Origin of the sequence: Gordonia spumicola (assembly GCF_009932475.1) — a bacterium.
GTDB classification, from domain to species: Bacteria; Actinomycetota; Actinomycetes; order Mycobacteriales; family Mycobacteriaceae; genus Gordonia; species Gordonia spumicola.
Map to the genome: position 1 here is coordinate 1,408,083 of NZ_BJOV01000005.1, position 16,082 is coordinate 1,424,164.

General features: G+C 71.1%; 8 protein-coding genes and 1 pseudogene. All 9 read right to left on the reverse strand.

The genetic code is table 11. The features are described from left to right. Positions 1–38: 38 nt before the first annotated feature. Complete coding sequence (locus GYB83_RS17805) at positions 39–1,289, reverse strand: lysine N(6)-hydroxylase/L-ornithine N(5)-oxygenase family protein (protein WP_228461761.1); 1,251 nt, start codon at positions 1,287–1,289, stop codon at positions 39–41. A 137-nt stretch (positions 1,290–1,426) separates the two neighbouring features. Further along, positions 1,427–2,239, reverse strand: coding sequence for an ABC transporter ATP-binding protein (locus tag GYB83_RS17810; RefSeq protein ID WP_161896684.1), 813 nt, complete (start codon positions 2,237–2,239; stop codon positions 1,427–1,429). After that, positions 2,236–3,288, reverse strand: a complete 1,053-nt coding sequence (locus GYB83_RS17815) for a FecCD family ABC transporter permease (protein ID WP_228461592.1) — start codon at positions 3,286–3,288, stop codon at positions 2,236–2,238. The genes GYB83_RS17810 and GYB83_RS17815 overlap by 4 nt, the downstream gene beginning before the upstream one ends. Continuing rightward, positions 3,285–4,304 (reverse strand): FecCD family ABC transporter permease, encoded by a 1,020-nt coding sequence (locus GYB83_RS17820; protein ID WP_161896685.1) that lies wholly within the window; start codon positions 4,302–4,304, stop codon positions 3,285–3,287. The genes GYB83_RS17815 and GYB83_RS17820 overlap by 4 nt, the downstream gene beginning before the upstream one ends. Positions 4,305–4,366: 62 nt before the next feature. Next, positions 4,367–5,371 carry an ABC transporter substrate-binding protein gene (locus GYB83_RS17825; RefSeq protein WP_161896686.1) on the reverse strand — a complete coding sequence of 335 codons (1,005 nt, stop codon included), beginning with the start codon at positions 5,369–5,371 and terminating at the stop codon, positions 4,367–4,369. Positions 5,372–5,451: 80 nt separating this feature from the next. Next, positions 5,452–7,218, reverse strand: coding sequence for an ABC transporter ATP-binding protein (locus GYB83_RS17830; protein WP_161896687.1), 1,767 nt, complete (start codon positions 7,216–7,218; stop codon positions 5,452–5,454). Continuing rightward, positions 7,215–8,903, reverse strand: a complete 1,689-nt coding sequence (locus GYB83_RS17835) for an ABC transporter transmembrane domain-containing protein (protein ID WP_161896688.1) — start codon at positions 8,901–8,903, stop codon at positions 7,215–7,217. Before GYB83_RS17835 ends, GYB83_RS17830 begins: the two co-directional genes overlap by 4 nt. Beyond that, positions 8,900–12,895, reverse strand: a complete 3,996-nt coding sequence (locus GYB83_RS24240; protein ID WP_443093436.1) for an AMP-binding protein — start codon at positions 12,893–12,895, stop codon at positions 8,900–8,902. Before GYB83_RS24240 ends, GYB83_RS17835 begins: the two co-directional genes overlap by 4 nt. Then, positions 12,878–16,066 (reverse strand): annotated as a pseudogene (locus tag GYB83_RS24245) (amino acid adenylation domain-containing protein); the annotation flags it as partial. The gene GYB83_RS24240 and the pseudogene GYB83_RS24245, both read right to left, overlap by 18 nt. Positions 16,067–16,082 lie beyond the last annotated feature (16 nt).

Here is a 16,082-nt window from a genome sequence, read left to right on the forward strand (position 1 = left end):
GGAAGCGGTACTCCTGGGGCTGGTGGTTGGCTGACGTGTCAGGCGGTGCGCGAGAGGGAGCGCCCCGCCACAACGGATTCGAGGATCTCGCCCGAGCGGATCGCGATGTTCGACAGCAGCGACGACGTGAGGCCGTGCGTGTGCTCGGTTCCGCCCTGCGTGTAGACGGCTCCGGCGACGGGTCGCGTGGTCACGACCCGGTAGTCGCGGTCGACGTCACCCGCCGTGACACCGGGTTCCACCAGGTCGCCGAGCAGTTCGCTCAGGTCGGTCGGGACGAAGCCGGTGGCGTAGACGACGGCGTCGACCGTCATCGAGTCGATCTCGCCGTTCAAGAGGTTCTCCACCCGCACCCGCACCGCGTCGTCTGTCTCGACGACGTCGGCGACCCTGGACGCGCCGCGCATGAACAGTCGGCGGTCGCCCGCGACGTGCTCGGCGTACTCGCGCCGGTACAGCTCGCGGATCAGGTCGAGGTCGACGCACGAGTAGTTGGTGGATCGGTGGTACTGCAGCAGCGAGTCACGCTGGGTGCGATCCGCCTCGTAGAACTCGTCGACGGCGGTCGCGTCGAAGATCCGGTTCGCGTACGGGCTGTCGTCCGCCGGCACATAGCCGTACTTGGCGAACACGTTGTGGATCTGGGCGGACGGGTAGTTGTCGTGCAGGTATTCGACGACCTCCGCGGCGCTCTGTCCCGCACCGACGACGACAAAACGGTTGTTGTCGGTCGCGGGGAGCGCGGCGAGGTGATCGAGGAGGCGGTGATTGTGGAACTGTCGCGGCGAGGCCGTCACCCCGGTGGGCAGGGATTCGCGGAGCCCGCCCGCGACGACGACGTTGCGCGTGTTCACCGTCACCGGTCCGGCCGGCCCGGTCGCATGGACGATGAGATGTCCGTCTGCCTCGGTGATCGAGGAGGCGCGGGTGCCGTAGTGGACGTCCGCGCCCACCTTCCGCTCGGCCCAGGCCAGGTAGTCGTGGAACTCGTGACGGGTGGGGAAGAACGTCTGATGGTTGATGAAGTGCGCCATCCGCCCCCGCTCGGCGAGGTAGCTGAGGAACGAGTACTCGCTGGTGGTGTTCCGCTGGGTGACGAGGTCTTTGAGGAACGAGATCTGCATGGTGGTGCCGGGCAGCAGCATCCCGGGATGCCAGGCGAATTCGGGCTTCGCCTCGACGAACACGGCGGAGATCTGCTCGGCCGGTCCGACCGATCGATTGTGTTCGTCGACCGCGATCGCCAGGCCCAGATTCGAGGGTCCGAATCCGATGCCCACGATGTCCATCACGCTTGTCGAGTCGGTCCGCATGAGCACGTGTGCCTCAATCTGTCGAGTGTCGTTCCTTCAGGACGCCAAACGCCGTGCGGCGTTTGATATTTGGTTAGCCTAACCTATCAAGCGGATGCGGTCGACCGCGCCCCTCACCTGGCGGCGATGGACTCCTCGCTCAGCGGAATGACGATGGGAGTGCCGGTTTCGGGGTCGTCGATGATGCGGCACGGCAGGCCGAAGACGTGTTCGACGAGCTCGGCCGTCACGATGTCCGACGGGCGCCCCTCGGCGACGATCGCGCCCTCCTTCATCACGATGATGTGATCGGCGAACCGGCACGCGTGATGGAGGTCGTGCAAGACCGCCACGATCGTGTGACCGTCCTCCCGCATCAGCCGTCGACACATCGTCAGCAGATCGATCTGGTAGGCGACGTCCAGATACGTCGTCGGCTCGTCGAGCAGGATCAGCGGCGTCTCCTGCGCGAGCACCATCGCGAACCACACGCGTTGACGTTGACCGCCGGACAGCTCGTCGACCACCCGGCCCGCCAGATCGGTCACCCCGGTCGACGCCATCGCCGTGACGACGGCCGACTCGTCCCGGTCGGTCCACTGCCGGATCAGGTTCTGGTGCGGGTACCTGCCACGCGACACCAGATCGACCACCCGGATGCCGTCCGGAGCGGTCGAGTGCTGCGGCAGGAGGCCGAGCCGTCGCGCGACCTCCTTCGACGGATAGGACGAGATCGTCTCACCGTCGAGGATCACCCGGCCGGACTTCGGCGGCAGCAGCCGCGACAACGACCGCAGGAGCGTCGACTTGCCGCACGCGTTCGGCCCGACGATCGCGGTGACCGCCCCGTCCGGGATCTCCACGGTGAGATCGGCGCTGATGACCCGCTTGTCGTAGCCGGTCGACAGCTTCTCGGTCCGCAGTCGCGGTGTCGTGATGTCGGTCATCCTCGTCTCGTCCCCTCTCGGAACAGAAGCCACATGAAGTACAAGCCGCCGACGGACACCGTGACGACTCCGACGGGCACGGGCTGCGGCAACAGTTGGGTCACGATGTCGCAGACGCTGACCAGCAGCGCGCCGACCGCGGCCGACGACACCATCCCCACGGTGCCCGTACGGGTGAGACGCCGCGCGATCTGCGGGGCGGCCAAAGCGATGAACGCGACGGGCCCGGTGACTGCCACGCCGAACGCGCTGAGCGCCGTGCCGGTCGCCAGCATCCCGAGGCGGGTGCGTTCCACGTTCACGCCGAGCGCGTTCGCGGTGTCGTCGCCCATCTCGAGGATCGGCATCCGCCAGGCCACCCAGCCGACGGCGATCACCGCGAACGGCAGGAACACCAGCGAGGCGTTCACCGCGTCCCAATCGGATCCGTCGAGGGTGCCCATCCCCCACCGCTGCAGCGCCATCGCGACCTCGGCACGCCGATAGAGCAACAGCCAGGCGGTGACCGACGACAGCATGAAACTCACGCCGATGCCGACGATGATCAGTCGGAAGCCCTGGACGCCGTCGCGGAAGGCGAGCACGTACACCACGGCGGCCGTGGCGAATCCGCCGATGAGGGCCCCGACCATCTTCACGTCGTAGGTTCCGCCGACGTACAGGGTCGCGACCACGACGCCCAGATACGCGCCCGAGTCGAATCCGATCACGTCCGGGCTGCCGAGCGAGTTGCGCGTCAAGGACTGGAAGATCGCGCCGCTGACGCCGAGCACCGCGCCGATGATCAGCGCCATCACGATGCGCGGGGCACGGATCTCGTCGACGACGAGCACGTCGTACGAGTCGCCGCGCCCGGAGAACACCTCGAACACGGTGCGCAGCGGCACCGCGATCGGCCCGACGGTGAACGCGGCGCAGGCCGCGGCGAGCGCCGCGACGATCAGGACGGTGACGGTCACGACGACTCGGACGTCCACGCGCATGGACAGGCCGCGCGGTCCGCGGAGCGCGACGACGCGTCGACCGTAGTCGATCCGTTGCTGTGTCACAGTTCGCTCGCAGTCCGTCGTCGGGCCAGCATGATGAGCACGGGAGCTCCGATGAACGCGGTGATGATGCCCGCCGGGATCTCCTCGTCGTTGAGGGTGACGCGGCCGAGCATGTCGGCGCACACGAGCAGGATCGCGCCGCCGACCATGCTGAACGGCAGGATCCATCGCTGATCGGGCCCGACGATCCAGCGCACGACGTGCGGGATCATCAGTCCGACGAAGCCGATGGGACCGGCGGCCGCCGTGGCCGCGCCGCACATCAGCGTCACCGCGGCCACGCCGAGCACCCGGACCCGGGTGAGCGGCACGCCGAGGGCGACCGCCATGTCGTCGCCGAGCGCGACGGCGTTGAGCGCGCGGGAGACCGCGATCGCGATGACCGCCCCGATGACGACGAACGCCGCCACCGCGGCGACGACGCCGTACCCCCGGTTGGTGATCGACCCGGCCTGCCAGAAGCGCATCGTGGTGAACGCGGCCGAGTCGATGAGCACCATGCCCTGCGTGACACCGCCGAGGAACGCCGCGAGCGCGACGCCCGCCAACGCGAGTCGCACCGGTGTCGCCCCGGCGCGCCCGGTGTTGGCGAGCGCGTACACGACGACGGCGGCCACCGCGGCTCCGACCAGTGCGAACCAGACGTATCCCCAGTAGCTGCCGATGCCGAAGACCGAGATCGCCACCACGATCGCGAACGCCGATCCCGCGTTGACACCGAGGATGCCGGGGTCGGCGAGCGGGTTGCGGGTCATCGCCTGGATGATCGCGCCGGACATCGCGAGGGCCGCGCCGACGAAGAGCGCGAGCAGACCGCGCGGAATCCGCTGGTCCCACAGCACGTTGACCTCGTCGAGGCGCGGATTGCCCGGTGACCGATCCGCGTGGATCAACGCGTCTACGACGTGCGACACCGGGATGTCACGCACACCGACCCCCAGGCTGACCACGAACAGCACGACGACTGCGGCGACCGCGACTCCCATCGCGATCGACCGCAGCCGATTGGATCGCATCAGGCCCTGCGGCACGTCGCGATCCGGTGTCGCCGACGACGGCGACTCGTGGTGCAGAGCGGTCAGCTCTTGACCTTTCCGGCGGCCGCGGTCAGTGCGTCACGGACACCGGCGTTGTCGAGCACGTAGTTCATGTTCAGGTACGTCGGCGTGCCCGCGGCCTCCGACAGCGCCTTGTTCTCGATCGTCCGACCGTCGCGGACCACCGCGAGGTTCTTGAAGACCGAGTTCTCGGTGATCTCCTTGCGGTCGGCGTAGAAGTTGAGGATCAGGATGTCGCGGTCGAGCGACGACAGGTCTTCCATCGACGGCTTGGCCGGATCGGTGGACGGCGGCGGGACCAGGCCGAACATCTTCAGGTAGTTCGCGACGTACGGTTCGACCGAGTCGTTCGACAGGCCGCCGCCGATGTACTGGACGGCCAGCGCGGCGGTCTTGCCGACGACGCTCGGGTTGTCCTTACGCCACTGTGCGGCCTTCGCGTCGGTGTCGGCGATGACCGTCTCCGCTTCCTTCTCCTTGCCGAGCGCCTTGGCGACGGTGCGCAGGAAGGTCGGCGCGTCCACGTCGGACGGCGAGGTGAACGGCTTCGGGAAGGTCACGACGGGCGCGATCTTGCTGAGCTGCTTGTACGTGTCGTCCATGTACCAGCTGCCGACGGCGAGGATCAGATCGGGACGGGCCTTGACGACGTCCTCGGTGCGGATCTCGTACGACGTGCCCGTCCAGATGCGCTCCGGGTCGGCTCCGCCCTTCGTCAGGGCGTCCGTCGTCCAGGTGTTGAACGGGAACTCCTTGTACTCGGCGACGATGCTCGGCGTGACGCCGAGTGCCTGCGCCGCGTTGAGGTCGGCTTCGGAGACAGCCAGGATCCGCTTGGGCGACGCCGGGATCTTGCTCGTGCCGAACGCGTTCTCGAGGGTGATCTCGCCCGCGGAGTCGGAGTCGGAGTCATTCGATCCGCAGGCGCCGAGGAGCGCGGCGAGCAGCGCGATGACGGCGACCATGGCACCGAGAACCAGGCGGGAACGCCTGCGTCCGGACCGGCTCGGGGTGGTCTGATTCATGGGATTCGATCCTCCGATGTGTGAGTGGGCGCTCAATCCTGACACCCGACTGTTGGTAAGCGTAGCGTAGCCTAAGTTCATTACCGATTCTTTGCCCAGGCCGCCCAGATCTCGCTGTAGCGGCCTCCCACGGCGACGAGCTCGGCGTGCGAGCCCTCCTCGACGACTCGCCCCCGGCCGAGGTGGACTATCCGGTCGGCCGACGCCGCCTGACTCAGGCGATGGGCGATGATCAGCGCCGACCGACCCGCAAGGACCGCCGCGGCCGACTCCTCGAGCACGCCCGCGCCCGCGCTGCCCGCGTCCGCGGTCGCCTCGTCGACGATCACCACATCCGGATCGAGCAGATCGATCCGCGCCAGGGCCAGCTGCTGCGCGACCATCGCGTCGACCTGATGCCCGTGCTCCCCGACCACCGTCTCGAGTCCGTCGTCGAGGCCGCGCGCCCACTGCGCCGCGCCGACCTTCTCCAACGCCTGCCACACGCGGTCGTCGTCCGCCTCGGGTCGCGCCATCGCCAGATCGTCGCGCAGCGTTCCGGAGAACACGTGCACCTCCTGAGTGAGCAGCGCGACGCGACGCGCCCGCACCGACTCCCCGATGTCGAGGACGGACGTCCCGCCGAGCGTCACCGCACCCTCGTCGGCCCGGTGGACGCCGGCCAGGATCGTCGCGAGCGTGCTCTTGCCCGCACCCGACATGCCGACGAGTGCGACGTGTTCGCCCGCCCCGACGGTCACCGACACGTCATGCAGGATCGGATGCTCGGGGGTGTACCCGAAACAGATGTTCCGGGCGACCAGTCCCGACCCGTCGTCGCCGGTCGTCTCCGGCTGATCGTCGGCGCGGCCGTCGGGCATGTCGATGACGCCCACGATGCGTCCGAGCGCCGCGGCGCCCGACTGCAGATCGTCCAGGACGTACATCAACTGGCCGATCGGATCGAACAGGGCGAGGAAGAACAGCATGGCGGCCGTCGTCGCACCGACGGTGACGACGCCGTCGCCGACGAGCATGAAGCCGACGAGCAGGATGACCGTCATGCCGATGAACTCGCCGAGATTCAGTCGTCCCGCGAGCTTGTTCTGCAGGACCGTCGCCTGCATCGACCGGCGGACGACGGCCCACGAGTGCCTGTCGATCCTGCGGCTCAACGGTCCGCCGAGGTCGAAGGCGCGCACCGTCGGCAGACCCTGCACCGGCCCGAGCACATGGTGTGCGCGATCGGCGGCCGCGGTGCGCTCGGCCGCGTAGACGGCGGGTGCACGACGGATGTACATGCGTGCGGTCACGATGTACAGGGGCGCGGTCACCACCGCGACGAGCAGGAACCGCCAATCGATGGCGGCCAGTCCGATGACCGTGACGACGACGCCTGCCTGCGCCATGAGCATCGACGGCAGCGCCGTGCCGATCGCCTCGCCGACCTTGTCGACGTCGTCCGTCGCGCGGGAGAGGACGTCGCCGCTGCCCGCCGCCTCGACCCTGGCGACCGGGAGCCGCAGGACGGTCGCCAGCATCTCCTCGCGCAGATCGGCGAGCACGGCCTCGAAGACCGACGCCGCCACGGCGATGCCGGCGCCGGCGCACACGGCGCAGGCGACGGCGGCCAGGGCCATCAGCCCGGCCCGTGTCAGCACGTCGGCCGCGTCGCCGTCGTGCGCGACGACGTCGACTATCGATCCGAGCAGTCGCGGCGTCACGAGCCCGAACGCGCCGGAGGCCGTCATCGCGACGACGACCACCGCCAACCGGGCCCGGTGCCGCCGCAGGTGTGCCACGAGATGCGCCACCGTGCGCCGCCAGTCGGCGACGGGCAGTCTGTCGTGGATGGGGCGGATGGTCATCGGATGGCCTCGCAGACTGTCGGATCGAGTCGGACGACGGTGTCGGCCGCGGCCGTCCACGCCGGGGCCGCGGTGAAGACGACGGTGGCCGCGTCGGCCCGGGCCGCGCGGACCCGGTCGACGACGGTCGCCTCGGTCACCGAGTCGACCGCGGTCGTCGGATCGGTGAGGACGAGGAAAGCGGAGTCGGCGGCGAGCGCCCGCGCGAGGGCGACGCGTTGCCGCTGTCCGCCGGACAACATGTGTCCGGCCTCCCCGACCGGCGTGTCCAGCCCGTCCGGCAGGACCGCCGCCACGTCGTCGCACGCCGCCGCGAACACGGCCCGCGTCACGCGCTCGTCGCGCCGGTCGTCGTCGCCGACCACGGCCGCGATGTTCTCCACCACCGTGCCCTCGAACAGGTGCGGGGTGTGCGGCACCACGCGGACCGACGATCGGCCCGCATCGTGGTCGAGTCGATCCAGCTCGACACCGCCGACGCGCACCGAGACGCCCGCGTCCGAGTCCTCGCGGGCCAGCGCCGACGCCAACACGCGAGTCGTCGTCTGGTCGGTCGTGATCACCGTCAGCCCGCGCTCGGGGACGTGCACGTCGGGCAGGTCGGGCAGACCCGTGACGGCGAGCGGTCCGCTCGGGGCGTCGAGGTCGCCCGCCCGGACGCCCGGTCCCGCCTGCAGCACCGAGAGCACGCGGGCCGCGCTGGGCACGGCGCCGTTCCACACGGCGCCGAAGTTCGTTCCGATCGCGTTGAGCGGTCCCATGATGAACTGCGTGAGACCGACGACGGTGATCAACTGTCCCAACCCCAGCCTGCCGTCGACTGCCATGACGCCCGCGGCGAGGCCGACGGCGATCACGAAGATCGACGACACGGTCTGCAGCAGCGCGACATAGGCGCCCTCGGTGCGCATGGCGGCGATCGCGTGATCGCGGGCCCGGCCACTGGCCTCGCGGTAGCGGCGCGCCGCTTCGGCGTCCGCTCCGATGCCCTTGAGCACGCGGAATCCGGCCACGAGGTCGCCCGCGGTGCCCGCGGCCAGGCCGACGGACTCCTGCTGTTGCTCGGTCCGACGTCGCAGCGGGGCTCCCGCCCGATCCAGGATCCAGAACATCTCCGGGGCTCCGAGGAGGACTGCGACGCCGAGCGGCCACGAGATCCACAGCAGGATGACGCCCGCGACGACGACCGAGGCGGCTTCACCGACCGGGAACACCGCGAGCAGGACCGCACGGGACAGTCGGGCGACATCGGACGTCGCGATGCTGAGCGCGGTTCCAGGCAGGCGGGCCGGCCCGTCGGTTCCCGCCGGGTCGAGCATCCGGTCGGTGACCCGCATTCGGAACTGGTGCTCGATCACGTTGAGCGCGTACACCGCCATGCGGTCGCCGAACCGCCAGGTGAACGACAGCATGACGAAGTCGACGGCCAGCACGCCGAGCCACAGCCACAGCGCCGACCAGTCTTGTGCGAGCACCGCACGGTCGATCGCCAGGCCCATGATCACGGGGACGAGCGCCTCGCCGACGAAGTGCGCGACCACCAGGATCATCGCCGGGATCGTGTAGCGGTTGGCCCCCCACATGGTCCGCAGGACCAGGGCGCGAGGCGTGGTGTCGGAGTTCACCGGCACCGTGGCGCCGCGTTCCGCGGGTCGGTCGCCCGCGAGAAAACCGTTGAGGGTCATTGTCGGTCTTTCGTGTCGGTCGTCGTGGCGTCGAGGACCCGTCGCCACGCTCGGGCCAGTTCGCGGGTGACACCGCGGTCGTCTCCGACGACCGCGACGTCGTGCGTCCCGTCGTCGTTCAGCCGATAGCGCGCGGCGATCGAGTATCGACGTTCGGCGCCCTCGAGCCGGTCCGGCTCGCCGGGCGGCCCGTATACGCGGGTCAGCAGCAGTCCGGCCGCAGGCCTGCGACGCATCGCCTTGCGCACGGTCGGGTCGTGCACCTGCGCGACGGGATGCCAGTGCCGCGTGTCCGCCGGACCGGCGTGCTCGAACGGGACAGTCGGCGTGAACGGGCCCGCCGCGTCGTCGGCGACGCCGGGCAGCGCCCGCAGATCGGTTTCGACGTCGATCAGCAAGGCCGCGCCGAGCACCGCGTCCGCGGCGTCCGCGAGCGCCTGTTCGAGCCTCGTCGGTTCGGCGCGACCGCCGGCCGCGGCGAACCGTCCGAAGTCGTGGTGCCTCGACGCGTCGTCGACGGCGTCGGCGACCGCGCCGACCGAGGCCGACTCCAGTGACGTCGACGTGATCACCGCGGTGATCGCCGCATGCAGCGAGGCCCGGTCCATCGCGAGCGCGTGTGCGGCCAGCAGCAGGTCTGATCGACCGCCCGACGTCACGACGACGGCCGCCACGGCGCGCCCGGCCGCGATGTCGACGTGCTCGCGGGCGAGCGCCGCCGCACCCTCCGGCCGGTCGACGACCACCAGCGGGATCGGCGCGACGTCGCCGCCCGTCTCCGCCGTCCAGATCAGTCGGTTCCGGGGCGTCACCCGCATGGACGCCGCGTCGACGGTCGCAGCCAGACGGACCAGACCCGCGCGGACGTCGTCGACCGTCATGGTCCCGAGCGACGCGACCTCGGTGTACACCAGGTCGGCCGGGTCGATTCCCGACGTGCGGATCTGGTGCAGGACGGGTGTCGGCGCGACCGGCGTCGGCGTCGCGGCGGGCAGGCCGTTCGCGGCGAGAGCCGCCGCCGTGCGGAGCCGGAACACGTCCTGCGTCGACACGGCCAGACCTGCGCGCTGTGCTCGTGCGGCGACCGCGACCGAGCTGATGCTGTCGCCGCCGAGGGCGAAGAAGTCGTCGTCCGGGCCGACGTCCGGACGGCCGAGGACGTCGCGGACGATGCCGACGAGGGCCCGTTCGGCCGCGGTCTCCGGGGCTCGCGACGGCGCCGACGCCGCCGCCGGATCCGGCAGCGCCGCCCTGTCGACCTTGCCGCTCGGGGTGGTCGGCAGCGCGTCGAGGACGACGATCTGGTCGGGGACCGCGTGGCGGGGCAGTCGCCCGCCGAGCCGCGCGACGACCTCGCGCGGGTCGACGTCCGCTCCGGGCGCGGCGACGACGTAGCCGATGAGCCGCGCCGGACTCCCCACGGCGTGGACCACGGCCGCCGCGACATCGGACCGGTCGAGCAGTGCGGCCTCCACCTCGCCCGCCTCGACCCGCATCCCGCGCACGGAGAACTGCACGTCGACCCGGCCGTGCAGGACGATCTCCCCGCCGACGCGGGCCGCGAGATCGCCGGTCCGGTACAGGCGGGAGCCGGGCTCGCCGAATGGATCGGCGACGAATCGCGACGCCGTGACCGCATGCGCACCGTGGTAGCCGCGGGCGAGTTGCGGCCCCGCGGCGTACAGCTCGCCGATGACGCCGTCCTCGACCGGGCGCAGCCACCGATCCAGGACGCGCACCGCGGACCCCGGCACCGGGCGGCCGACGGTCACCGGTGCGCCAGGAGTGGCCCTTCCCGCGGTGACATCGCCGGTGACCTCGGACGATCCGTAGAAGTTGTCGACCACCGTGTCGGCGTCGGCCAGCAGGTCGACCGCGTCCGCGGTGAGCGGCTCGGCGCTGAGGGTCCAGCGGCGGACCGCGCTCACCTGCTCCGCGCAGGAGCGTCGCAGCGCGGTGGCCGCGCTCGGGATGGTGGTGACCTCGTCGACGTCCCACCGCGCGATCAGTGCGGCCAGCGCGGTGAGGTCGCGCATCTGCGTCTCGTCGGCGATCACGATCCGTTCCGCGGTGAGCGCCGCCGCGAGCAACTCGGTGAGCCCGTCGACGAAGCTGAGCGAGCTCTTCATCAGCCGGGCCCCGCGCCGCGCGGTCCCGACCGGGTGCTGCCACGCCAGGCGGGCGGCCACGGCTCGCTGCGTCCCGAGGACGGCCTTCGGCACACCCGTCGAGCCCGAGGTGAACAGCAGGTACGCGCCGTTCTCCGGACGGGCGTTCCCCGTCGCGGCGGCGGCCGGCCGGTCCGGCACGACACCCGAGTCGAGCACCATGACCGGCTCGGACGCGTCGAGCATGTGCGCGATGCGGTCGGCCGGATAGGCGGGGTCGACGGGGACGAGTGTCGCTCCGACGGCGATCACCGCGAGGCTCGTGCAGAGGAGGTCGACGCCTCGATCGCAGCGGACCGCCACCCGAGCCTCGGGGCCGACCCCCACGGCCCGCAGTTCGTCGCGCAGTCGTACCGCGTGGGCGGCGACGTCGACGCCAGGCGTGACCGTGTCCGCGAACACCACCTCGGGCAGGGTCGGCAGGGCGGCGTCGACCCGCGCCGCGATCGTCGACGGGTGGTCCGCGGTCGATCCGCCCGTGTCGGGGGCCGCTCCGACTCCCAGCAGAGCGGCGCCGAGGTCACCGTCGTCGGCCGACACGATCGTCGAGAGCAGGTCGACGAACAACGCGGCCGCACGGTCGGCCGGGCCGTCGCCGAGATCGGCGCGACGATTGGTGACGGTCACGACTATCTCGTCGTGCAGCGCGACCATCACGGTGAGCGGATAGTGCGGAGCCTCGATCACCTCGATCGCGCCGAAGCGGAACGGCGCGTCGACGTCGTCGTCGGCCTGGGTCGGCAGGTTCTCGATCACGACGAGGGTGTCGAAGAGGGTGCGCACACCCGCCGAGCGGTGGACGTCGGCCAGCGGCATGTGCGGGTGATCGACGACGGTCAGCGCGTCCGCGGCGTGGTCGATCACGGCGTCGACGACCCGCCGGTCGGGCGCGAAGTGGAATCGGACGGGCACCGTGTTGACGAGGAGTCCGACGCAGGCGTCCAGGCCCGGCCCTCGACCGGACACCACCGATCCGAATGTGACGTCGGTGCGACCGGTCAGCAGGGCGAGGGTCGAGCCCCACGCCGCGTGGACGACGGATCCGACCGTCACCCCGTGGCGGCGGGCGTAGTCGGCGACCGCGGCCGAGTCGATCCGGTGCGTCCGGACACCGACTCCGGGCATGCCCGAATCGCGGGCCGCGTCGTCGACGAGGGTCGCCGCGTCGAACATCGCGGCGAGCGACGTCGCCTCGTCGACGCCGTCGAGGTAGCGGCCCCACGCGGCACGTTCGTCTGCCCGGTCGCGGGCGTGCAGGGCGGCGATCGCGGCGCGGTGCCGGTCGCCGCCTGTCCTGCGCTCGCCGATGTACGCGCGGCGGAGCGTGCCGAGCACCAACGGCACCGACCATCCGTCGGCGATGGCGTGATGGACGGTCTGGATCAGCCGGGACCGGGAGGCGTCGGCGCGGACGATCGTGTAGCGGGTCAGCGGGGCGCGAGCCAGGTCGAAGCCGCGGGCCCGGTCGTCCGCCGCGGCCCGCCGGACCGCGGCGTCGACGTCGGAGCCGTCGGCGACGTCGACGGCGCGGACGTCGGGCGCGGGCGCGTCGCCGGTGACGACGACTGTCGATCCGTCGGACACCTGCACGAATCGCGCCGACAGCGCGGCGTGCCGTCGGACCGTCTCGTGCGCGGCCTCGGCGAACGCGTCGACGTCGACGGGCCCGTCCAGCTCGATGATCTGTTGCACCAGGTACGGGTCATGGGCGGAGTCCGCCGCGTGGAACAGGATGCCCAGTTGCGCCGGTGTCGGGGCGCTCACGTCGAGCAGGCCGGGGTGTCCGGCCTCGAGAGCGGCGACGTCGGCGTCGGACAGCCGCACCGTCGGGAAGTCGGACGCGGTGTGCCCGCGGACCTCGGCGCCGACGATGCGCCGCAGCACGTCGACCCAGCGGTCGGCGATCGATCGGACGTCGGCGTCGGTCAGCACGCGCGAGGCCCGGCTGAAGGTCACCGACATGCGCGGCCCGTCCACGCCGTCGGCGACGACGGCGTTCACCTCCAGCGGTCGCGGCAGCGGCATCCGCGGATCGCGGCCCTCGTAGGGAATGGTTCCCGGGGCCATCGCCCAGTTCCCGTCGGTCCTGGCGAACCGACCGAGGTAGTTGAACAGGACCGGCGCGCGGTGTGCCGGGACGGGGTCGTCGGAGAGGTGCCGCAGGGCCCCGTACCCGATGCCGTTCCGCGGGATCCGACGCAGTTGCTCCTTCACTCCCTTGACGAGGGACGACGGATCGTCGCGTTCCATGCCGGAGAGGTCGATGCGGACCGGGTACAACGTGGTGAACCAGCCGACGGTCCGCGACAGGTCGACGTCGCCGACCGCCTGCGACTCGCGTCCGTGGCCCTCCATCTCCACGGTCACCGCCGCGGACCCGAGGTGTTCGGTCACCGCTACGGCGAGGGCCGCGACGAGCGCGTCGTTGGGCGATCCGTGGATGGCCGCGGGCAGCACGTCGACCAGCCCGCGGGTCAGGTCTACGTCAAGATCGACGGTGTGGTGCGCCTCGGTCGCCACGGTGTCGCGGGCGTCGAGCGGTTCGACGCCGAGGACGCCGGGCGCCGCGGCGCACGCCTCGCGCCAGAAGTCTCGTTCGTCGTCGAACGCTCCCGAGCGCGCCGCGTCGGCGAGGCTCTGCGCCCACGCACGCCAGGAGACGGGCTCGGCGGTGAGCGCGGCCGGGTCGACGACCGCCGAGGCCAGGTCGTCGGCGATCACGCGCAGCGAGATGCCGTCGACGACCGCGTGGTGGGCGATCACCACGAGACGTCCGGTGTCGCCCGGCCGGTCGATCCAGGTGACGGCGAGCACGACGCCGGAACGGTGATCGAGGCGGGCCGCGGCGTCGCGCGCCAGGTCGGCTGGCTCATCCGTCGGTTCCGCGATCGCGACGTCGACACGCCGCCCGGCCGGGGGCACGGTCAGCTCGACGGCCGATGCGAGCGCCGCGGACAGTATCGGATGGCGGTCGACGACGGCGTCGACCGCCGACTGCAGGGTCGCGCGGTCGAGCCCGACCGGAGTGGTGAGGCAGATGCCCTGGTGGAAGGCGTCGAGGCCCGAGGGAGCCGCGACGTCGTGCATCCACTGCAGGATCGGCGTGGCCGGGGTCGGACCCCAGGCGGGCACGTCGGCGACCGCCGAGTCCTCCGCCCGCGTGAGCCGCGGCGCCAGGTCGATCGGCGTGCGCGCCGCCAACAGGTCGCGCACCCGGACTGTCCATCCCTCCCCGCGGAGGGCGCTGATCACGCGGATGGCGACGATGCTGTCCCCGCCGAGCGCGAAGAAGTCGTCGTCGGCCGCGACGGAGTCGACACCGAGGACGTCGGCGAACACGCGGCACAGGAGCGTCTCCCCCGGCGTCGACGGGACTGCGTCGCCGCCGTGCGACACCGGGGCCGGGACGGGCAGGGCCCTGCGGTCGACCTTGCCATTGGCGGTGGTCGGCATGGTCTCGAGCGTGACGACGATCTCCGGGATCATGTAGTCGGGCAGAGTCAGCGCGCACGATCGTCGGACCGCGTCGTCGGCCGACCAGCCCGCGGGAACGTCGGACGCCGCCGTCACATACGCGACGAGACGCTGCGTGGCGCCGATCTCGGCGACGGTGACGGCACAGTGCCGCACTCCGTCGGCGGACGCCACGGCGGCCTCGATCTCTTCGAGTTCGATGCGCCTGCCGCGCAGCTTCACCTGATTGTCGACACGACCGAGGAACTCCAGGCTCCCGTCGGCCGTCCACCTCGCCCGGTCCCCGGTCCGGTACATGCGCGCGCCGTCACCGTCGAACGGGTCGGCGACGAACCGGGACGCGGTGAGCCCCGGTGCGTTGACGTAGCCGCGGCCGAGAAGGAACCCCGATGCGTACAGTTCGCCGGCCTCCCCGACGCCGAGCGGAGTCAACCGCTCGTCGAGCACGTACAGGCTGGTTCGCGGGTTGGGCCTGCCGATCGAGGTGGCGATCCGTTCGGCGCTCTCCCGATAGATCACGTGCGAGACGCCGATCGTGGCCTCGGCGGGCCCGTACCCGTGGTACAGCGTGGTGTCGGTCTGGGCGCGGAATCGCGCGAACAGTCCAGGCGTGAGGACCTCGCCACCGCACCACACGTGCCGCAGGGAGCCGAGCGCGCTCGGGCCGGTCCGGGCGCGGACGCGGTCCATCTCCAGGAGCACGTCGAGCATCGACGACACGAGATAGACGAACGTGACGCGTTCGGTCTCGATGATCTCCAGGAGCCGATCGGGGTCGCGTTCGTCACCGGCCGCGGCGACCACCACCCGGCCGCCGGACACGAGAGGCAGCAGTATCTCGTTCACGGAGATGTCGAACGACAACGGGGCCTTGAAGAGGGTGGCGTCGCCGGAACCGAAGTGCAGGATCTCGTCGCGCTGCCAGACCAGCCGCTCGCAGATCGCCTCGTGACGGATCATCGCGCCCTTCGGCGCGCCGGTCGAACCCGAGGTGAAGATCACATACGCCAGCCGCAGTCCGTCGCCCGGTCGCGGGTCCGAAAGGGACAGCGCGGCGAGACGGTCGATCGGATCGCCGAGGTCGCGCGGCTCGTCGAGGATGTCCAGGTGCAGCACGGGGACGGGCCACTCGACGGTGTCCGCGTCGGCGACGACGGCGACCGCGCCGGAGTCGGCGAGAACGCGTTCGCGGCGGGCGACCGGCCAGGTGGGGTCGACGGGGACGAACGCCCCGCCCGCCGCGGTGATCGCGAGGACGCTGACGACCATTTCGGCCGAGCGCGGCATGCCGACGCCGACGACGCTCTCGGGGCCGACCCCGGCCGCCGACAGCCGATCGGCGAGGTCGGCGACCCGCTGCGCGAGATCGCGATAGGTGAGCCGCACGCGGGCGTCGACGACGGCCACGTGGTCGGGGGTACGACGGGCCTGTCGGACGACGAGCGACGGGATCGTCGACTCTGCCAAGGCTTTGTTCATAAGGTTAGGGTAACCTACGCTAGAATTCGAGTTCAGTTCCACCCCCGCCGCACCGATG

Bases quoted from the DNA above. Each gene is read 5' to 3' on its own strand.
- GYB83_RS17805 (WP_228461761.1), bottom strand. From the start codon at position 1,289: ATGGACATCGTGGGCATCGGATTCGGACCCTCGAATCTGGGCCTGGCG.
- GYB83_RS17810 (WP_161896684.1), bottom strand. From the start codon at position 2,239: ATGACCGACATCACGACACCGCGACTGCGGACCGAGAAGCTGTCGACC.
- GYB83_RS17820 (WP_161896685.1), bottom strand. From the start codon at position 4,304: ATGCGATCCAATCGGCTGCGGTCGATCGCGATGGGAGTCGCGGTCGCC.
- GYB83_RS17825 (WP_161896686.1), bottom strand. From the start codon at position 5,371: ATGAATCAGACCACCCCGAGCCGGTCCGGACGCAGGCGTTCCCGCCTG.
- GYB83_RS17830 (WP_161896687.1), bottom strand. From the start codon at position 7,218: ATGACCATCCGCCCCATCCACGACAGACTGCCCGTCGCCGACTGGCGG.
- GYB83_RS17835 (WP_161896688.1), bottom strand. From the start codon at position 8,903: ATGACCCTCAACGGTTTTCTCGCGGGCGACCGACCCGCGGAACGCGGC.